The organism is Mycobacterium sp. VKM Ac-1816D (assembly GCF_000416385.1).
In the GTDB taxonomy this organism is placed as follows: domain Bacteria; phylum Actinomycetota; class Actinomycetes; order Mycobacteriales; family Mycobacteriaceae; genus Mycobacterium; species Mycobacterium neoaurum_A.
In genome coordinates this window covers 1-19,501 of record NZ_AOHQ01000141.1, presented here as the reverse complement: position 1 = coordinate 19,501, position 19,501 = coordinate 1, and the positions used below count along the sequence as shown (strand labels likewise).

Below are 19,501 nucleotides of genomic sequence, written 5' to 3'. Positions count from 1 at the left end.
GTCAGCTGCGGTGTTCGAGGCCGACACGTTCGATGACATCGGCCGCCACTCGCAGTCCGTCACGCTCGCGGATCTTCTCGCCGATCTGCGAAACCCGTTCGCGTAGATCATGATCGGCCAGGATGCGGTCCAGGGCGTCGACCAGGTCGCCGTCGGCGAAGTGATAGGTGTCCAGTCGCACCCCGAGGTTCAGCTCGTCGACCCGCTGCGCGTTCTCGTACTGATCCCAGAACAAGGGCAGGACGATCAGCGGTTTGCCGAAATGTAGTGACTCGGTGGTGGTGTTGTTCCCGCCGTGCGATATCACCGCATCGACCAGCGGGATGATCCTGGTCTGCGGCAGCATCTGCTCGCCGACCATGTTGTCGGCCAGCCGGATCTGGTCGGCTTGGGGGCCCTTGCTGACGATGAAGCGATGCGGCGTACGGCCCAGCACGTCGACCAGTCGTTGCATCAAGGCGACGTCGGCGGCACCCAGCGAGCCGAGCGACAGATAGACCAGCGCGCTGCCCTCCGGGCGCTGTGCCATGCTCGGCGGAAGTTCGTAGGCTTCGTCGGTCTCTCGAATGCTGGAGTCGACGCGCGTCCAGGAGTCGTCGAGCGCGCGACGATCGACATAATCGGCCTCGGCGGGATAGATGTAGATGGTGGCGGCATTGTCGCGAGGCATGAATTCCAGCTCGGGGAGCGTCGCGGCACCCTGAGCGCGGACCCAGGCATCGAAATCCGCCCACATCGGACGCAGGACACGGTCGAATTCGGCGCGATAGCTCTCCCATTGCGACGGGTCGTCACTGGGGAGTCCGGAAAACGGCGGCGGCACATCGGGTCCTGGCACCTCCAATGGACTACAGGAGATGAATCGGACGAAGGGCTTGCCGGCGGTGGCCAGCGCGGGGAACAGGATGACATTGTCTTCGACGATCACGTCGGGCTGATGGGTGGCGACGATCTCTCGCAGCCGCGCCTCGCTGTATTTCGCGCCGTCGATCAGCGCCTGGAACGTCGGTGCGATGAAGGACTCGATCTGCTCGATGGTCGGCTTGGCGAACTCGGGTGCGGTGCCGGCGATGAAATCGGTCCAGAACTGTCCGGCGTCGGCGTCGGCATCCTGGGGGCTCGGCTCGGCGAGATCGACCAATTCTTCGACGAAGCCGTACTTTTCGATCTTTCCCGCCCAGGACGACTCGGCGGCGAAGATGATGCGGTGGCCGCGCTCCTGCAGCTTCGCTGCGACACCGATGCACTGGTTGGTAGGCCCGTAGGCGGACTCCGGCCAGAACATGATGGTCAGGGGTGTGCTCATCGTTTCTTCCTTTCGCCATGTTCTGTGCGGGGCAGGGGATGGCCGGTCGTCACCCGTGCGTAGTCGAGGATGAGCTCGGTTGAGGCGTCGGCATCGAGGCTGGGATGGCGTGCCACCATCCGATAGCCGTAGGCGTCCTCGAGCGCGACGATGTTGCGCGCGATGGTCAAGGACGGGGAGGCCAGGGTGAAGGTGCCCTGTGCCGCACCGGATTCGAGGATGACCTGATACATGGCGACCTGGCGATCGAACAACGCCGTGAGCAGCACCCCATAGGTGGGGTAACGGCCTGCCGCGCCACCGAGCTCGCACAACAGTTTGACCGCCGGGTCGTCTGAATCCACCGGGAGACCGGATTCGATGGTGACGACCAATCGACGGTCTGGTTCGGCAATACCTTCGATGGCCCGGAGCCGGTCGTCGTAGAAGCGCTCCATCCCGGCGCGGTTGGCCTCGACGAGCAGGGTCTGTACGTCGGGAAAGTGATAGAGGACCGCGCCAGAGGTCAATCCGGCCTCGGCGGCCACCTGGTTGAGCTGCACATCGGCACCATGTTTCATCACGGCGCGCTGCGCCGCGTTGAGCAACTTCGCGCGTCGTTCTGTACGGCTGACCGGCACGCCCATTCCCCTCAGTCGATGTGGACATCACTGTGCCAGATAACCGCCAGTGGTGGGATATAAATTTGAACAGTTACTCAGTTTTTACATCCCTAGGGGCACCTACGTGCGATGTTATGAATAGATGGCATTGAAGTTCAGTGCAAGTATGTTCCCGATCGTTCAACAGAGATACCGGAGTGCACCATGAGACCCGCCGACGAGTTGCGCGATGCCGTGCCGCGGCCCGTCTGGTGGGACGGAGTGCAAACGGGACCGCGCAGTGAACCGCTGACCGGTCGGCAGCGCGCCGACCTGGTGATCGTCGGTGGGGGGTACACCGGGCTCTGGTCGGCCATCGAGGCGCTGACCGAGCACCCCGATCGTCGTGTCGTCCTGCTCGAACAGGACTGGATCGGCGCGGGTGCCTCCGGCCGCAACGGCGGCTTCGTCTCCGAATCCCTGACCCACGGCATCGCCCACGGTGAGGCGATGTGGCCCGATGAACTCGACGAGCTGCAGCGACTCGGCCGCCAGAACGTCGAGCAGATCGCGGAGTTGCTCCAGCGGCATGATGTCGACGCCGATCTGCGCAGGTGCGGTAAGACCACGCTGGCCAGGACGGCTCACGACGCCGATGCACTTCGGGCTGCGGTCGCGACGTACACCCGGCGCGGTGAGGACGTACGCTTCCTCGACCGCGACGAAGTGCGCGCCGATCTCCACTCACCGGCCTTCGTCGGGGGATTGAGGATCTCTGGCGGCGGGCTCGTCGACCCGATGGCGTTGACCCATGGACTGCGCTCGATCGCAGAAAAGCTCGGTGCCGCCGTGTTCGAGCGATCCGCAGCGACCGGTATCGAACGTTCGGGCGCCGGGCTGACCGTGCATGGCACCCACGGACGTGTCGACACCGCGCAGGTCGTGCTTGCCTCCAACGCCTATCCGCCGCTGCTACGGCGACTGCGCGCCTGGGTTCTTCCGGTCTACGACTATGTGCTGGCCACCGCACCACTGACCGCAGATCAGTTGGAATCGATCGGCTGGGCGCAGAACCAGGGGCTCACCGATGCGGGGAATCAGTTCCATTACTTCCGCCGGACCCGCGACGATCGCATCGTGTGGGGCGGCTACGACGCGATCTATCACTTCGGGAATGCCGTGCACAGCAAGCTCGAACAGCGAGACGCCTCGCATCGTGTTCTGGCACAGCACTTCCGACAGACATTCCCGCAACTGGGTTCGCTCCCGTTCACCCACAGGTGGGGCGGCGTGATCGACACCACGAGCCGGTTCACCCCGATCTTCGGGACCGCATACGACGGCAGGCTTGCCTACGCGGTCGGCTTCACCGGCCTTGGCGTGGCCTCGACGCGATTCGGTGCCCAGGTCGCTCTCGATCTGTTGGCGGGCCGCTTGACCGAACGGACCAGGCTGAAGGCGGTTACCGGCACCGCGGTGCCTTTTCCGCCCGAGCCACTGCGCTGGACTGCCGTGCAACTCACCCGCGCGGCACTGGCGCGTGAGGACGAAACCGGCACGCGGGGAGTGCTTCTGCGCATTCTCGACCGGTTCGGTGTCGGCTTCAACAGCTGAGGAGAGGGAGCCATGACCACAGGACTTTTTCATCGAGGACGCAGGGCGGCCGGATCTGGGCATCAGCGCATGCTCATCGATCCCGCCAGCGGTAAGCCCACCTCGACCGTCACCGAGGCCACGGTGGACGAAGCGGCCGCCGCGGTGACGGCGGCGGCCGATGCGTTCGGTGACTGGTCACAACGCACCGCAGGTGAACGTGCACGCGTGCTGTTGAAGTGGGCTGATCTGATCGAAGCCCATGCCGACGAGCTCACTGCGATCGAGGTGGCCGAAACGGGTAAGCCGGAGGCCGTCTTCCGGGATGGCGAACTGCCCTTCGGGACGGACAATCTGCGTTTCTTCGCAGGCGCGGGTCGGTCGCTCGAGGAGACGGGAGCCGGCGTGCTCAGCGCGGGATACACCTCGATGATCGTGCGCCGACCCGTGGGCCCGGTGGTGGGTATCGCACCGTGGAACTTCCCGATGATCATGGCGCTGTGGAAGATCGGCCCCGCGCTGGCGGCCGGGAACACCATCGTGATCAAACCGGCGCCGACGACCCCGACGAGCACGCTCTACATCGCCGAACTCGCCGTCACGGCCGGTATGCCGCCCGGCGTGCTGGAGGTGGTGACCGGTGGTGACGACGTCGGACAGGCGTTGGTGGCCGATGAACGAGTTCAACTGATCTCGATCACCGGATCCACGCGTGCCGGTCGGCAGGTGATGTCGGCTGCTGCCGTTCGTGGTGCGCGTGTTCATCTTGAGCTCGGTGGGAAGGCTCCCTGTCTGGTGTTCGAGGATGCGGATCTGGATGCGGCCGCGCACGGTATCGCCATGGGGGCGACATACAACTCCGGCCAGGATTGCACCGCCGCCACTCGCGTCTACGCCCATCGGTCGGTGTTCGATGACCTGATGGACCGCCTTGTGCGGGTTCTCGGTGAGATCCGCGTCGGCGACCCACGTGATCCGCGCAGCGATATCGGACCCTTGATCAGTCTCGAACATCGCTCCAGAGTCCACGATTTCGTCGATCGTGCCGTCGCTGCGGGAGCGACGGTCCGCGCCGGAGGCGTCCTGCCGGAAGGAGACGGTGCCTACTATCCGCCCACGTTGATCACGGGGGTACAGCAGTCTGCCGAGATCGTGCAGCACGAGGTGTTCGGTCCGGTGCTGGTAGGGCTGCCTTTCGTCGATGAGCCCGACGCGATTCGGTTGGCCAACGACTGTCGGTACGGTCTGGCGTCGTCGGTGTGGACGACCGATGTCGCGCGGGCGTTGCGGGTCGCACATGCCATCGAGGCCGGCGTCACCTGGATCAACGATCATCTCCCGATCGCTTCGGAGGCGCCGCACGGCGGCGTGAAGGCCAGCGGTTTCGGCAAGGACATGAGCCAGGCGGCGGTCGCCGAGTACACGGTGGCCAGGCACATCATGGTCAAGCACGCGCCGCGTGCTGCGCACGACTCGTTCCGACCGTCATGAAAAGCGCTGTGCTGCAGTAGCGAGAGCGGTAGGTGACAGCTCCGGGGCGGTCTTCACGGACGGTCCGGAGCATCGTCGTGTGTATCAATACATCTGAAAAGTGTTGATGAAAAACAATTTTTCCTATCTGATGCGCTGAAGCGCGTGTGGGTCTAGCGTGTGAACCGCGCCGAACATCCGTGAGAATTACTCCGGAACAGCGTGATACGCGAAGAGGGCCCACATTCGGGGTCGCACCTGATCGACACGCCCGACATGGATGTCGGGTACTCGTTTCTGAAGACAATGGAGGATCGCATGGCGACCAGGAATGATCCCGTAGCGCTGCATTCGGTAGACGAAGTGCTGCCTCGAAAGATGCGCTGGTTCGATGGCTTCGCGATGGCCATGACCATGCCTGCGGCGCTCGTGGCCACTTTGGGCGCGTCGATAGCCGGCCTGGGCGGCTGGGGTGCCGCGGTGTTGTGGGCGATCTCGATGGTGATTTCGATGGCAGTGAACTGGATCTACATCGAACTGGCGGCGATGTTCCCCGATGCGTCCGGCGGTATCTCGGGATATGCCGCGGAGGCATGGAAAAAGCGGGTGCCGTGGTTCGCCCCGCTGGCGGGTGTGGGTTATTGGCTGCCGTGGGGGTCCAATCTGGCCACCTACGGCTCCTTCACCGGCCTGCTCGTGCAATCGCAGTGGTTCCCGGATCAACTGTGGTCGATGGACTTCGGGCCGCTGCATCTGAATTTCCCGATCGCCGTCGGGCTGATCGTCATTTTCGTCCTGTACGGGATCAATATCGTCGGAGTGCGGGTGACGATGGCCTTCGTCTACGTGACTGCCGCCATCCTGATGGTGCCGCTGGCGGTATTCGTCATACTGCCGCTCTTCAGCGCCGACTGGGCCCCCATGGACCTGACCTGGAACCTGCACGGATGGGCGGGCCTACACACGGCGATCGTCTGGTTGTACGTGATGGCATGGACGACATTGGGCATCGAGGTCTGTGCGACGTTCGCCTCGGAATACCGGGACCCGGTCCGCGACACCGCGCGCGCGATTCGCGCCTCCGCGTTGTTCTGCCTCGGGGTGTTCTTTCTCGTCCCGCTCACGCTCGGTGGATTCGCCGGAGAGCAGGCGATCAGCGAGAACCCGTCGACGTTCTTCGTCGCCAGCTTCTCGCAGCTCACCGGTGCCGGTGCGGACGTGATGGTGTTGTGCCTCATCGCATCCCTGGTATTGGTGATGTTGACCTCGGTCGCCGACGCCTCCCGGGTGCTGTTCAACATGGGCAAGGAGGGCATCACCGTCCGGGCGATGGGCAAGCTCAACAGCCGGGGTGTACCGGTGCGGGCGCTGAATGTGATGCTGGTGCTCAACATCGTTCTGCTGGTGGTGCTTCAGCAACCCTTGGCCATCATCGTGACCGGCAACCTGGGCTACATCCTGGCCCACGTGCTGGCGTTGGCCGGCTTCGCGCTGCTGCGAAAGGACCGCCCCGACGCCATCAGGCCCATCCGGCTACCGCACGTGTTCGTGCCGTTGTCGGTCGGTCTTTCCGGTCTGCTCGCGGTGCTGCTGGTGGTGGGTGCCACCGGTTTCTCGATCACCGGCTACGGGGGCGTGCTGGAGTTGGGTATCGCGTTGTCGATCCTGGCCGCCGGCGTCGTGCTGTGGTTGTTCGTGCAGCGAACGAGTCCTGCGGACGCGCGCGCCGATCAGGGCAGCGCGTAATCCATCGGCGGACCGTTGAGGTTCATCGCCTCGCGATGAACGACCGTGGTGGCGATCTTTTGCTCGCCGCGCGAAACACCCACGATGGACACCTCGTCGTTGACCGCGAAGGCCGCGGAGGTGCCGCCCAGCTGACTGCCGTGTGCGGTGACCCCATGGGTCTGATCGTCGACGAGGAAGGTGCGCGCCACGCCGTCTGGCCCCATCGCGGTCAAGGATGTCGGCGACACCGCGATCAGCCGACCCTCCTGGATCACCGGCTGGACGGCGTGGGCGACGGGAGTGGGAGCGGATTCGGGCTCGGTCGACGGCTGCGTGGCCACCGCGTGCATGATCAGCGCGGTGGCCACCGCGGCGAACGCAACGGCGAAGGAGATCGTCACGCTGATGGTTGTGCTGCGGGGCGTCCGCCGCGCGTGCTTTCCCTGTCGCATATCTGTCGACCTCCTCCGGCTGAACGCGGGTTACCCGGAGCCGGGTGGCGCGTAAACGCCTCCCTGCGCTGACGGCGCAACGGTCGTCATCGGCCGGGTAGCGATTGGTCGCCGATGCCGATGGTGATGCGCGGTGACGCTGCCGGGTCGAGCCACTGCAGCAGCGCCCGCATATCGTCACGGGCGACGGCGATACAGCCCCAGGTGGGTTCACCGTCGGTCACGTGCAGGAAAATGCCGGCCGAGCGGCCGGGAATGCGGGCGGGATTGTGGTCGATCAGCACGGCGTAGTCGTACATCGCGCCCGAGGAGCCCAGGTTCTCCGCATCTTCGGACGGCATGGCCGATGAGCGCACGAGGGTGTTGTAGGTGGGGGAGTCGACGTCCTCGTCCCACCAGTCCTGGTCATCGACCCGGGTGTAGGGCAACGCGGTCCCCGGATCGGGTTGGCGCCCGAACGCCATCCCGAGCGGGAAGGTACCCAGCGGGGTGCGGAACACATCGTCCTGCGGCTCGCCGACGCCCAGTTCGCCGAGATCGGCCGGAATCGGTCCGATCACCTGCTGCCAGTCGTGGCCGACCATCTCGTAGGCGGTGAGCGTCCCGACCGGGGAGTCGGCACTGGGTGCCTGCACCGTGATCAGCTGCGATTGGGTCGGTTGTGCCGACGCGGGCGGGGTGGCCATCATCCCGAGCAGCATGACCGCGCTGCAGGATGCCATTCGGCGGAGTCCCTTGCCCATACCGTGATGTCCTCTCATGGATGCTTCGACTCCATTGTGCGTGTCCGGCCGGATAGCTTGACACCCATGCCGACTCAGCGAGATCGATTGGCCACCGCGGGGACCGAATAATCGATTTCCCGACCGATGCCTGCGCGCCTACCCTGGAAGGCCGCACCACATCGCGCGTGCGGAAATCCAGGGAGTTTGAATTGAGTACCGGGCCGATCGTGCGTACCGAAGCGCTGCCGAAAGCCCCACCGAGCGCGGCGGTGATCATCGCGTTGCTGGTGTTCTCCGCGTTCGTCATGATCCTCAACGAGACGATCATGAGCGTCGCGTTGCCGGTGCTGATCGTCGACCTCGACATTGCGGCACGCACCGCGCAATGGCTGACCAGCGGCTTCCTGCTGACCATGGCGGTGGTCATCCCCATGTCCGGGTCGCTGCTGCAACGCTTCTCGGTGCGCACGATCTTCACCTCCGCGATGTCACTGTTCAGTGGGGGCACGTTGATCGCGGCCCTGGCGCCGGGCTTTCCGGCCCTGCTCGCCGGTCGTATCGTCCAGGCCTGCGGCACCGCCGTGATGGTGCCGCTGTTGATGACGACGGTCATGAAACTGATCCCTGCCGAACGCCGTGGGCAGACGATGGGCACCATCTCGATCGTGATCGCGGTCGCCCCGGCGGTCGGGCCGACACTGTCCGGCATCATCCTCGGATCGCTGAACTGGCGGTGGACGTTCTGGATCGTGCTCCCCATCGCCCTGCTGGCGTTCGCGGCGGGTCTGACCTGGTTACGCGTCGCCGATGACCGAGAACAGCACACCCCGATCGACGCCATATCGGTACCGCTGTCGGCTATCGCGTTCGCCGGCTTGGTGTTCGGACTCTCCGAACTCGGCGGCCACGGCGGGCAGGGCGTGCCTGCGTGGATTCCGTTGGTGGTGGGAACAGTAGCCATGCTCGCCTTCGGCGCGCGTCAGGTGCAGTTGCAACGCGTGCAGCGCGCATTCCTGGACCTGACACCTTTCACGTACCGGCGGTTCGCGGTATCGGTGGGCCTGGTGGTCATCGGTTTCATGGGCCTGTTCGGCGCCATCATCATGATCCCGCTGTACGTCCAGGATGTGTTGGGACGCAGTGCCCTGATCGCCGGGCTGACCAGCCTGCCCGGCGGTTTGTTGATGGGGATGGCGGGTCCGCTGGTCGGGCGGGTGTACGACCGCCATGGGGCGCGCAGGCTGGTGGTGCCGGGCTCGATCATGTTGTTCCTGGCACTGTGTGGCTTCGCCTTGATGTCGGCCGCCACTCCGATCTGGGCACTCGTTGTGCTGCAGACGGTCATGATGGTCGGCCTCGCCATGATGTTCACACCGTTGATGACGGATGCGCTCGGCGTGCTGCCGGACCGGCTCTACTCGCATGGCAGCGCCATCATGACCACCCTGCAGCAGGTCGCGGGCGCTGCCGGTACCGCCCTGTTCGTGACGGTCATGGCCAAGGCGTCCACCGCGGGTGGCGCCCCGGACATGCCGGGGGTACATGCGGCGTTCGTGGCGGCGGCCATCATCGGTGCGGTCGCGGTGGTGGGAGCCTTCTTCACCGCTGCGCAGCCGAGCCCGGCCGGCGGTACACCGGTGCACTGACGTACCGGCGGCCGCCTACGCCGCCAGCCGGGCCATGATGACCTCGGCGACCGCTGCGACGACGCCACGGGTCCGGGGGTCGTCATCGGCCTCGTATCGGTCGTCGTCGGCAAGGTAGCGCGCGCCGGCGATCGACCCGTGATCGGCGGAAACCTCGATCACCTCGGCGGGCCAGCCGATGACCCGCAGTTCCGCAGCGAATTCGATGGAGGCCGACGCCGGCACCACGGCATCGGCATCTCCGGTCAGCAGGGTGAACGGCGTCGGTGTCGCGCCCGCCGGAGCGCCGGACTGCACCACGCCGCCCGAGATCGGGTCATCGGCCCAGAATGCGCCACCGAGGCATACGGTGTGCGCCACAGCGATATCGAGCTCTGCGGCCCGCAACGTGAGGCCGGCGGCGGCGACACCGCCCAGCGACCAGCCGATCACGGTCAGGGCGCTTCCTGCTGCCTGTTGCGCAGCGAACCGAGCCGATGCCAGGAGATCGGACCGTCCCGCATCGGGTGCGTGGGAATCCCAGTCGGCGGCGATGACGGTCAGACCGCGCTCGGCGAGAACTTCGGCCAGTGGTCGTACGGCCGCCCGGGAATCGGTCTGGGTGCCATGCCAGAACAACGCGGTGGGCCGGCCCGCCGGCCCGTACATGTCAGCCGATCTGCCCGGGGCATATTCCACGGTGCGCATCGGCCGGCTCACGAGTGCGCGGTCGGGCTCTGGGTGGATTCCCACTTGGATTCCAGCGCCCGACGAGCAGGGGTACCGGCGGCCAATTCGAGCTGGAAGGTCTCACCGTCGTCGGCCTCGAACGTCACCAGGTAGCCGTCTTCATGATCTTCCTTGTGGACCACCTTGTACTCGCCGGCCCGATCATGCAGGGAAACGATGTCGCCGGGTGCCGCGTCGTCGATGATGCCGTCGGTGGGTGTGTTGGTCATTGTGCAGCGGTAGCCGGAAATGCTCGTCGCCAAACGCGCGCAGCTCAGCCGGCGCCTTGCCGATGCGACACCTCCACATTAAGGTTTCGGCCAACCGAAATTTTTGAGTGGAGTGAGCGAAATGGTGCTGGTTGGGTCGTGGGTCACCCGCTGCGTGGCTGCCGCGATCGTGGTGCTCGTGGCGGCGGGCTGCGAGGTCGGCACGGACTCACGGTCAGGGGATCGGCCGACCGTGCTCACCACCTTCACGGTGCTCGCCGATATCGCTGCCAACGTGGCCGGCGAGCACCTCACGGTCGAGTCGATCACCAAACCCGGCGCGGAGATCCACGGCTATGAACCGACGCCCGGTGACATCAAGAAGGCGGCGAGGGCCGATCTGATCCTGGACAACGGCCTGAATCTGGAGGCGTGGTTCGCAAAGTTCGTCGACGGTCTCGACGTCCCGCATGTGGTGGTCAGCGACGGGGTCGCGCCGGTCGACATTGCCGATGATGCATACGCCGGAATGCCGAATCCGCATGCGTGGATGTCGCCGCTGAACGTCCAGACATATGCCGACAACATGGCGGAAGCCTTCGCCGCACTCGATCCCGCGCACGCCGAGGACTACCGGGCCAACGCCGCCGCTTACCGCGGGCAACTCCAGCAGGTGCACGACGAACTGGTCACCGAACTCGAGTCACTTCCTGCCGGGGAGCGCGCGCTGGTGACCTGCGAGGGTGCCTTCTCCTATCTGGCCCGCGATGCCGGCCTGACGGAGAAGTACATCTGGGCCGTCAACGCCGAACAACAGGCCACTCCGCAACAGATCGCCTCGGCCATCGACTTCGTCAGGACCAACAACGTGCCCGCCGTGTTCTGCGAGTCGACGGTGTCCGACGCTGCCATGCAGCGGGTCGTCGAGGCCACCGGTACGACCTTCGGCGGCGTGCTCTACGTCGACTCGCTCTCGGCGGTCGACGGACCGGTCCCCACCTATCTCGATCTGATCCGGCATGACGCCGACACCATCGCGAATGCGCTGACCGCCAAACGGGTCTCGTGATGGCCGCTGCACTGGAGGTGGATTCGATCACGGTGCGTTATGGCACCGTCCTGGCCCTCAGGGATGCCACGGTGACCATCGAACCGGGGCGCGTGTGCGGCCTGGTCGGGATGAACGGATCGGGTAAGTCCACGCTGTTCAAGGCGATCATGGGCCTGGCGCGTCCGGACAGCGGCGCGGTGCGGATCTTCGGGCGGGATCCGGCGCGAGCCCGTAAGACGGGCACGGTCGGGTACATGCCGCAGAGCGAGGCCATCGACTGGGCCTTCCCACTGGCGGTTCACGATGTCGTCATGACCGGTCGGTACGGGCGGATGGGGCCGACACGGCGAGCGCGCGCCGCGGACAAACGGGCGGTCGAACAGGCATTGGAACGCGTCGAACTCGGCGAGTATCGCCATCGCCAGATCGGTCAGCTGTCCGGCGGCCAACGCAAACGGGCCTTTCTGGCGCGGTGTATCGCGCAGGAGGCCGAATTGCTCTTGCTCGACGAACCTTTCGCGGGCGTGGATACCCGCAGCGAAGCGACCATCAGCTCCCTGCTGCGCGGCCTGGCCGACACCGGTGTGACCATCGTGGTGTCCACACACGATCTGCGGGCACTGCCCGATCTCGCCGACGAGGCCGTACTGCTGATGAATACCGTGCTCCTGCATGATCGTCCCGATGTGGTGCTGCAGCCACAGAATCTGGCGCGCGCCTTCGGGCTCGGCGCGAACGATGAGGATGAGCGATGAGCATCCTGGACTTTCTCGCCGAGCCGCTGCAGTTGGAATTCATGGTGCGTGCCATCGCGACGACGCTGATCGCCGCGGTCGTCTGCGCCACTCTCTCGTGCTGGCTGGTGTTGATCGGCTGGTCGCTGATGGGTGACGCCGTCTCGCACGCGGTATTGCCCGGGGTGGTACTGGCCTACATCGTCGGAGCCCCATTCGCCCTGGGCGCCATAGTCTTCGGGTTTGCCGCGGTGGCACTCATCGGCGTGGTCCGAGATACCAGCCGCACCAAGGAAGATGCCGCCATCGGGGTGGTGTTCACGACGCTGTTCGCGTTGGGATTGGTCCTCATCTCGATCACCCCGAGCCAGATCGACTTGAACCACATCATCTTCGGCAACCTGCTGGGGGTTTCCCGTTCCGATCTCCTGCAGGTCGCGGTGCTGGGCGCGATCGTGCTCGCAGTGCTGGTCATCAAGCGCCGCGACTTCACGCTCTACGCCTTCGACCCGAGCCACGCCCACGCGGTCGGGATCAGCCCGAGGCTGCTGAGCGCGGCGCTGTTGGGGTTGCTGGCGCTGACGTCGGTCGTCGCATTGCAGGCGGTCGGTGTCGTGTTGGTGGTGGCCCTGCTCATCACTCCTGGTGCGACCGCATACCTGTTGACCGATCGTTTCGGTCGGATGTTGGTGATCGCGCCGGCCGTCGCCTCCGGCAGTGCGCTGGTCGGGCTGTACGCCAGCTATTACCTCGACACTGCCTCCGGGCCCATGGTGGTGCTCGTCAACGGCGTCGCTTTTGCCACGGCCTACCTGTTCGGACCTCGGCACGGTCTGCTGGCGACCCGGTTACGCACCGCCGCAAGCTGATTCGGGTCACGCCGACGGGCCGGGCACGCCCAGCGCCAACACCGCGACATCGTCATCGACCCCGGATCCCAGTTCGGCCAGCAGCGCGCGGATGGCGTCAACGATCTCGGCGGGACGGGTGGGTGTGTGCGTGGCGGCGAAACGGAGCAGGGCCTTACCGTCGTCGTCGAAGCGTTCGGGCCCGGGGCCGACGCGTGCGTCCGGCAGCCCGTCGGTGTAGAGGACCAGGGTGTCCCCCGGGCCGAGATGCATTCTCACACCGAGAAAATGCGGATTCTCGATCAATCCGACAGCCTGGCCACCGACGGTGTCGACGAAGTAGGCCTGACCGTCCGCGCCGAGTAGCAGCGGCGGCGGGTGGCCGGCACTGGCGAGCTCGACATCAAAGCCGGAACCACGCCGAGTCAGGTTTCCGTAGACCACCGTGCACATCCGGTGAGCGGCCACCTCGAGCCGCTGCCGGAGCACGCTGTTGAGGTTCTGCAGAACGTGCAGGGGATCCGCGTCGAACACCGCAGCCGAACGCAGCACATACCGGGTCAATCCGGTGATGACGGCGGCGTCGACGCCCTTGCCGGACACGTCGCCGAGGAAGAACCCCCAGGTGTCGGTGGACAGCGGAAACAGATCGTAGAAGTCGCCACCGACGTCTTCGTCGGCCGCGGCATGGAAGTGGTCGGCGGCGTCGAGCCCCGGAGGTGGCGACAACAGCGGTGGGCGTAACGAGCGGCGAAGGGTGTCGGCAAACGAACGTGCCCGTTCACGTTCCGCTTCGGCGCGGCGCCGCTGCTCCAGCAGCTCGCGCTCGTAGGCGCGGCGGTCGCTGGCGTCGACAGCGGTGACGCGCCACAGCTCGGGATTTGCACCGGAGGCGGGTTTGACGTTCGCGGTCAGGAACATCGGCAGCCGGGAATCATCGGCTGCGCGCAGATCGACGGTCACCCCGTCCAGGGCTCCCGTCATCCGCAGCATCGGAACGAAGTGCGTTTCGTAGTGAATCCGGCCACCGACGGTGAGCAGTTCGGCAAAGAACCGATCGCGGAGCGATTCCCGCGGATAACCCAACCAGGCGGCGAAGGTGGCATTGGCCGCGATGATGCGGCCCTCCGACGTCAGCAACACATGCCCGGATGGCGAATCGTCCCAGAAGTCCGCGCGGTCCGGCTCGGTCATGTCCGGATGGCGAAGTCCGCTATGGCGGCCGCCGTGGCCTCGGGAGCGCTGACATGCGGACAGTGACCGATCGCGTCGAGGGTGACCAGCGTGCTGTCCGGCACGTGCCGGTGCACGTACTCTCCCACCTCACGCGGCGCGATGACATCCTGCGAGCACTCGATCACCAGCGTCGGCACCGGGATCTTCGCCAGGTCGGAGCGATTGTCGGAGAGGAAGGTCGCCCGCGCGAACACCCGGGCCCGGTCCGGGTCCGTTCGGCAGAAGGCCGCCTCCAGTTGGTGGTGCAGATCCGGGCGGTCGGGATTGCCCATGATGACGGGAGCCATCGAATGGGACCAGCCCAGGTAGTTTGCGTCCATCGATTCCAGCAGCTCGTCGATGTCATCGGGGGAGAAGCCGCCCCGATAGTCGCCGTCGTCGATATAGCGCGGAGACGGTGTCACCATGACGAGCTTGGCGAACCGATCGGGCCGATCGATGATCGCCAGCGCCCCGATCATGGCGGCCACCGAATGCCCGACGAAGATCACTCCGGTCAGGTCGAGATCCTCGACGATGTCGAGCACATCATCGGCGTAGCCGGACAACTGCGCGTACCGGTCTGCATCCCAGGCCGCGGGGTCCGAGGCTCCGGCACCGACGTGATCGAACAGCACTATCCGAAACCGCGAACGCAAACTCTCCACGACCGGTCGCCACAGGTTCTGGTCGCACCCGAACCCGTGCGAGAGCAGCAGTACCGGTGCATCGGCACAGCCGACCTCGGTGATGTTGTTCCGCACGCGCGCCCCCATGATCGCTCAGCATAGGGCGCGCCCGGAATCAGCCGGTCACCTGTTGGAATACCGTCACCGACCGCGCGCCGACCTTGCGCGCCGCACCGGCGGATACCGCCTCCTCGGCGACGTCCGGCATGGCCGCAGTGTCCACCACCGGCACCCAGGCCTGCCCGAACTCGGACGGCGGAAGCGTGAACTCGATCGGTTCGTGATGTCCGTTGAAGCACACCACGAACGAATCGTCGGTCACCCGCTGGCCACGAACGTCCAGGTCGGGTATGCCGTTCCCGTTGAGGAAGATCGCGACGGACTTGCCGAATCCGGTGTCCCAGTCCTCGTCGCTCATCTCCGACCCGTCGGGACGGAACCAGGAGATGTCCGGAACCGACTCGGATCCGCGCTGACGCACCGGACGCCCATTGAAGAATCTCCGGCGTCGGAACACCGGGTGTTCTGCGCGCAGCTGGGCCAGTTTCGCGGTGAATTCCAGGAGGCCCTGATCGGCATCGGCCCAGTTCACCCACGTGATCTCGTTGTCCTGGCAATACCCGTTGTTGTTGCCACCCTGGGTGCGGCCGAGTTCGTCGCCGTGGCAGATCATCGGCACCCCCTGCGACAGCAGCAGGGTGGTCAGGAAGTTGCGTTCCTGCTGTGCGCGCAGCGCCAGGATGTCGGGGTCATCGGTGGGGCCTTCGACTCCACAGTTCCAGGACCTGTTGTGACTCTCGCCGTCGTTGTTGTCCTCGCCGTTGGCCTCGTTGTGCTTGTCGTTGTAGGACACCAGGTCGCGCAGCGTGAATCCGTCGTGGGCGATCACGAAGTTGATCGACGCGACCGGTCGGCGCGCGGTGTTCTCGTACAGATCCGCCGAGCCGGTGAGTCGGGACGCGAACTCGCCGAGACTGCCCGCCTCACCGCGCCAGAAGTCGCGCACCGTGTCGCGGTACTTACCGTTCCATTCTGTCCATTGCGGGGGGAAGTTGCCCACCTGGTAGCCGCCCGGGCCCACATCCCACGGCTCGGCGATCAGTTTGACCTGGCTGACCGTGGGATCCTGCTGGACCAGCTCGAAGAAGGTCGACAGCTTGTCCACGTCGTAGAACTCACGGGCCAGCGTCGAGGCCAGGTCGAACCGGAACCCGTCGACGTGCATCTCGGTCACCCAGTAACGCAGCGAGTCCATGATCAACTGCAGGGAGTGCGGGTGGCCGACATTGAGGCTGTTTCCGGTGCCGGTGTAGTCCATGTAGTAGCGCTTGTCATCGTCGACGAGCCGGTAGTAGGCGCAGTTGTCGATACCGCGCATGGACAGGGTCGGGCCCAGATGGTTGCCCTCGGCGGTGTGGTTGTAGACCACGTCGAGGATCACCTCGATACCGGCCTCGTGCAGAGTGCGCACCATCGCCTTGAACTCCTGCACCTGACCACCGGGGGTCGAGCTGGAGGAGTATTTGGCGTCAGGGGCGAAGAAGCCGATCGTGTTGTAACCCCAGTAGTTGGACAGGCCCTTGTCGATCAGCGTGGAGTCATTGGCGAAATGGTGCACCGGCATCAGCTCGATCGCGGTCACACCGAGTGACTGCAGGTGGGCGATGATCGCCGGATGCCCGATCGCGGCGTAGGTGCCGCGAATGGCGTCGGGGATGTCCGGATGGGTCTGGGTCAATCCTTTGACGTGGGCTTCGTAGATGAAGCTGTCGGCGTACTCACGCTGCGGTGGCCGGTCCACGCCCCAGTCGAAGTACGGGTTGATGACCACCGACTTGGGCATGCTGGCGGCCGAGTCCTCGTCGTTGCGGCTGTCGGGCTCACCGAAGTTGTACCCGAACAGCGACTGGTCCCACTGGAAGGTGCCATCGATGGCCTTGGCGTAAGGGTCGAGCAGCAGCTTGTTCGGATTGCAGCGGTGTCCGGTGGCCGGGTCGTGCGGTCCGTGTACTCGGTACCCGTAGCGCTGACCAGGCTCGATGGTCGGTAGAAAACCGTGCCAGATGAACCCGTCGACCTCGGGCAGCCGGTAGCGCGTCTCGTTCCCGTCGGCGTCGAAGAGGCAGAGCTCGACCTTCTCGGCCACCTCGCTGAACAGGGCGAAGTTGGTCCCGGAGCCGTCGTATGACGCTCCGAGCGGATAGGCCTTCCCAGGCCACACCTCCTGTGTCGGTGTGGACGGTGTCGGATCGAGCGTTTCCGGCATGGGGTTCCTTCTCTGTCGAACTCTGTCGGACACATCGCGCTGTTCGGCTTCGCTGACGAGCGTGCACGTGGCTCCGGAGCACGGGAGTACCCGTTGACGGCCGTGTCTATTCTGCGAGATCCATCACGACTGGTGCCGGCCCATTCGAGCGTCGCCGCGTCGTCACACAACCCTGCACCATCCGCACCGGTCTCGCCACCTGCCTCTATTCCGGACGGCGCCACGTGGTACCGAAGGTGCTGTGCAGAAACAGGATTGATGGCGCCCACGGCACGTCGCTGTTTACCCTGACACAATGCTGACCGAACTGGTCTCCCTTCCGGGTGGCACCTACAGAATGGGGTCGACCGCTTTCTACCCCGAGGAGGCCCCGGTCCACACCGTGACCGTCGAGCCGTTTCGGATCGAACGCCATCCGGTGACCAACGCGCAGTTCGCCGAATTTGTCTCCGACACCGGGTATCTCACGGTTGCCGAACGGGCATTGGAGCCGGCCGACTTCCCGGGCGTTCCGGCGGCCGACCTGGTGCCCGGTGCCCTCGTCTTTCGGTCGACGCCCGGACCGGTGAACCTCGCGGATTGGCGGCAGTGGTGGGTCTGGGAACCCGGGGCGTGCTGGCGGCGGCCGTTCGGCGGTGACTCCTCCCACGATGACCGCCCAGACCACCCCGTGGTGCAGGTCGCCTACCCCGACGCTTTCGCCTACGCCACCTGGGCGGGCCGACGGCTACCCAGCGAAGCCCAGTGGGAGTATGCGGCGCGGGCCGGTTCCACCACCGCCTATGCGTGGGGTGAGCAGGTACGGCCCGAAGGTCGACTGATGGCCAACACCTGGCAAGGGCAATTCCCCTATCGCAACGATGGTGCGCTGGGCTGGTCGGGAACCTCTCCGGTCGGCACATTCCCGCCCAATGATTTCGGCCTCGTCGACATGATCGGCAACGTTTGGGAGTGGACCACGACGCGTTTCGGCCGCCATCACCGCATCGACGGTGGCGTCGACAACGGTTGCTGCCCGCCGCCACCGTCCGGTGACCCGACTGTCAGCCACGCGCTCAAGGGTGGTTCGCACCTGTGCGCGCCGGAGTACTGCCACCGTTACCGCCCGGCCGCGCGGTCCGCTCAGTCTCAGGACAGCGCGACCACTCACATCGGTTTCCGCTGTATCGCCTGATAGGTCATCGGCGACGAAAAGCGTTTCAGGACAGTGCCATCCATGTCCCGAGACCGATCATGACCACCGCGATCACGATATCGAGTGCGCGCCATGTCGCCGGATTGGCGAAGAGTCCGGCCAGCTTGCGGGCGCCCAGACCCAGACTTGTGAACCACAGCGCGCTCGCGGCGACGGCACCCGCGCCGAAAAGCCAGCGCTGCTCGTGGTGCTCATTGGCCAGCGATCCGAGTAACACGACGGTGTCGAGATAGACATGCGGGTTGAGCCACGTCAGGGCCGCGGCGGTGAGTAGCACCTCGACGAGCCGGGTCGGGGCCTGCTCGGCCGGCGCTAGCCCGGCCGGCCGCAGCGCCCGGCGTGCGGCCAGCAGGCCGTACCCGATGAGGAAGGCCGCTCCGCTGAGTTTGACGACGGTGACGGCGGTGGGGTGGGCGGTGATGACCGCGCCGATACCGGCGATGCCCGCGGCGATCAGGATCAGGTCCGAGACGGTGCACAGCGCGATGACCGGCACGACGTGCTCGCCGCGGATGCCCTGACGCAGTACGAACGCATTCTGCGCGCCGATGGCAGCGATGAGCGCCATCGTGGTCAGGAAGCCGATGAACAGCGGTGATGCCATGGTCTCGACGCTAAGCTGCTGCCGCGATCCAGTACAGCTAACGATTCTTACTTCAGTTAAGAATTGCTTATGTGGGCGGTTGTGTTGTCGTCCGCCGCGTAGGGCTCTGTCGATTTTGTCACGGGGAGCAACGTGATGTCTCAGGACATCGGTGACAGTTCTGCGGTCTGCCCGATGTCGCCCACCCACTATTCGCATCCATGTGTTGGCGGGCAGGTTCTCCGTGCGGTGACGCCGTCGGCCCATCGTAGGGGCGCGTTTACCCAACTCGTAGCACGACTTTCGCGAGATGCCGTGCTCGGCGCAGGACGTCGACACCGCTCCCGAGCGGCCGAAGTGTCGCCAGCAAGACCGCCCAAATCGACACCGACGCCCTGAGGGGCAACACTTGCGCAGCAACTGCATCGGGCGTAGACTCGAACATAAGTGGCGCTCCTAGTGTTTTAGTGGGCGTCTTTGTGCTGTTGAGGGTTGATTTGCA

Annotated in this window: 18 protein-coding genes; 8 read left to right on the top strand and 10 right to left on the bottom strand. The window is 65.4% G+C overall.

The window, feature by feature from the left end; translation table 11 throughout:
• Nucleotide 1: 1 nt before the first annotated feature.
• A complete protein-coding gene (locus G154_RS20490; RefSeq protein ID WP_019511661.1) occupies nucleotides 2–1,306 on the bottom strand; it encodes a glycosyltransferase in 1,305 nt (434 codons plus the stop codon).
• Nucleotides 1,303–1,932: a TetR/AcrR family transcriptional regulator gene (locus G154_RS20485; protein WP_019511660.1), complete on the bottom strand. Its 630-nt coding sequence runs from the start codon at nucleotides 1,930–1,932 to the stop codon at nucleotides 1,303–1,305. The genes G154_RS20490 and G154_RS20485 overlap by 4 nt, the downstream gene beginning before the upstream one ends.
• A 180-nt stretch (nucleotides 1,933–2,112) precedes the next feature.
• Between G154_RS20485 and G154_RS20480 the strand changes: the two genes are divergently transcribed.
• From G154_RS20480 to G154_RS20470, 3 genes are all read left to right on the top strand, one after another.
• On the top strand, nucleotides 2,113–3,501 hold the full coding sequence (locus tag G154_RS20480) for an FAD-binding oxidoreductase (protein WP_019511659.1): 1,389 nt from the start codon (nucleotides 2,113–2,115) through the stop codon (nucleotides 3,499–3,501).
• Nucleotides 3,502–3,513: 12 nt separating this feature from the next.
• Nucleotides 3,514–4,971 carry an aminobutyraldehyde dehydrogenase gene (locus G154_RS20475; protein WP_023985172.1) on the top strand — a complete coding sequence of 486 codons (1,458 nt, stop codon included), beginning with the start codon at nucleotides 3,514–3,516 and terminating at the stop codon, nucleotides 4,969–4,971.
• Nucleotides 4,972–5,268: 297 nt separating this feature from the next.
• Entirely contained in the window at nucleotides 5,269–6,696 is a 1,428-nt protein-coding gene (locus tag G154_RS20470) for an APC family permease (RefSeq protein WP_200879136.1), read from the top strand.
• On the opposite strand, the gene G154_RS25640 is transcribed toward G154_RS20470, so the two are convergent.
• On the bottom strand, nucleotides 6,681–7,079 hold the full coding sequence (locus G154_RS25640) for a hypothetical protein (RefSeq protein WP_131701337.1): 399 nt from the start codon (nucleotides 7,077–7,079) through the stop codon (nucleotides 6,681–6,683). The two genes, G154_RS20470 and G154_RS25640, sit on opposite strands and share 16 nt — an antisense overlap.
• A 137-nt stretch (nucleotides 7,080–7,216) precedes the next feature.
• Nucleotides 7,217–7,852 carry a L,D-transpeptidase gene (locus tag G154_RS20460; RefSeq protein ID WP_235215542.1) on the bottom strand — a complete coding sequence of 212 codons (636 nt, stop codon included), beginning with the start codon at nucleotides 7,850–7,852 and terminating at the stop codon, nucleotides 7,217–7,219.
• Nucleotides 7,853–8,064: 212 nt separating this feature from the next.
• Between G154_RS20460 and G154_RS20455 the strand changes: the two genes are divergently transcribed.
• Nucleotides 8,065–9,501, top strand: a complete 1,437-nt coding sequence (locus G154_RS20455; protein WP_023985173.1) for a DHA2 family efflux MFS transporter permease subunit — start codon at nucleotides 8,065–8,067, stop codon at nucleotides 9,499–9,501.
• 15 nt (nucleotides 9,502–9,516) lie between these two features.
• Here G154_RS20455 and G154_RS20450 read toward each other — a convergent pair whose 3' ends face one another.
• Both G154_RS20450 and G154_RS20445 read right to left on the bottom strand, forming a co-directional pair.
• On the bottom strand, nucleotides 9,517–10,188 hold the full coding sequence (locus G154_RS20450) for a S9 family peptidase (RefSeq protein WP_023985174.1): 672 nt from the start codon (nucleotides 10,186–10,188) through the stop codon (nucleotides 9,517–9,519).
• A gap of 8 nt (nucleotides 10,189–10,196) precedes the next feature.
• Nucleotides 10,197–10,439: a hypothetical protein gene (locus G154_RS20445; protein WP_019511652.1), complete on the bottom strand. Its 243-nt coding sequence runs from the start codon at nucleotides 10,437–10,439 to the stop codon at nucleotides 10,197–10,199.
• 121 nt (nucleotides 10,440–10,560) lie between these two features.
• Between G154_RS20445 and G154_RS20440 the strand changes: the two genes are divergently transcribed.
• The 3 genes from G154_RS20440 to G154_RS20430 are packed head-to-tail and all read left to right on the top strand — an operon-like array spanning nucleotide 10,561 to nucleotide 13,072.
• Nucleotides 10,561–11,487 (top strand): metal ABC transporter substrate-binding protein, encoded by a 927-nt coding sequence (locus tag G154_RS20440; RefSeq protein WP_019511651.1) that lies wholly within the window; start codon nucleotides 10,561–10,563, stop codon nucleotides 11,485–11,487.
• A complete protein-coding gene (locus G154_RS20435) occupies nucleotides 11,487–12,224 on the top strand; it encodes a metal ABC transporter ATP-binding protein (RefSeq protein ID WP_019511650.1) in 738 nt (245 codons plus the stop codon). Before G154_RS20440 ends, G154_RS20435 begins: the two co-directional genes overlap by 1 nt.
• The gene (locus tag G154_RS20430) at nucleotides 12,221–13,072 is read left to right on the top strand and encodes a metal ABC transporter permease (protein WP_019511649.1); all 852 of its coding nucleotides are present in this window, start codon (nucleotides 12,221–12,223) and stop codon (nucleotides 13,070–13,072) included. Before G154_RS20435 ends, G154_RS20430 begins: the two co-directional genes overlap by 4 nt.
• A 6-nt stretch (nucleotides 13,073–13,078) precedes the next feature.
• Here the strand turns inward: G154_RS20430 and G154_RS20425 are convergent, their stop codons facing one another.
• Genes G154_RS20425 through glgX form a run of 3 tightly spaced genes read right to left on the bottom strand, consistent with a single transcriptional unit; the run spans nucleotide 13,079 to nucleotide 17,221 of the window.
• Nucleotides 13,079–14,245, bottom strand: a complete 1,167-nt coding sequence (locus G154_RS20425; protein WP_019511648.1) for a SpoIIE family protein phosphatase — start codon at nucleotides 14,243–14,245, stop codon at nucleotides 13,079–13,081.
• Complete coding sequence (locus tag G154_RS20420) at nucleotides 14,242–15,042, bottom strand: alpha/beta fold hydrolase (protein WP_019511647.1); 801 nt, start codon at nucleotides 15,040–15,042, stop codon at nucleotides 14,242–14,244. Before G154_RS20420 ends, G154_RS20425 begins: the two co-directional genes overlap by 4 nt.
• A gap of 28 nt (nucleotides 15,043–15,070) precedes the next feature.
• Complete coding sequence (gene glgX, locus G154_RS20415) at nucleotides 15,071–17,221, bottom strand: glycogen debranching protein GlgX (protein ID WP_019511646.1); 2,151 nt, start codon at nucleotides 17,219–17,221, stop codon at nucleotides 15,071–15,073.
• A 295-nt stretch (nucleotides 17,222–17,516) separates the two neighbouring features.
• Here glgX and G154_RS20410 point away from each other — a divergent pair, with 295 nt between their 5' ends.
• Nucleotides 17,517–18,395 carry a formylglycine-generating enzyme family protein gene (locus G154_RS20410; RefSeq protein WP_019511645.1) on the top strand — a complete coding sequence of 293 codons (879 nt, stop codon included), beginning with the start codon at nucleotides 17,517–17,519 and terminating at the stop codon, nucleotides 18,393–18,395.
• A 25-nt stretch (nucleotides 18,396–18,420) separates the two neighbouring features.
• On the opposite strand, the gene lysE is transcribed toward G154_RS20410, so the two are convergent.
• A complete protein-coding gene (gene lysE, locus G154_RS20405; RefSeq protein ID WP_019511644.1) occupies nucleotides 18,421–19,020 on the bottom strand; it encodes an L-lysine exporter in 600 nt (199 codons plus the stop codon).
• Nucleotides 19,021–19,501 lie beyond the last annotated feature (481 nt).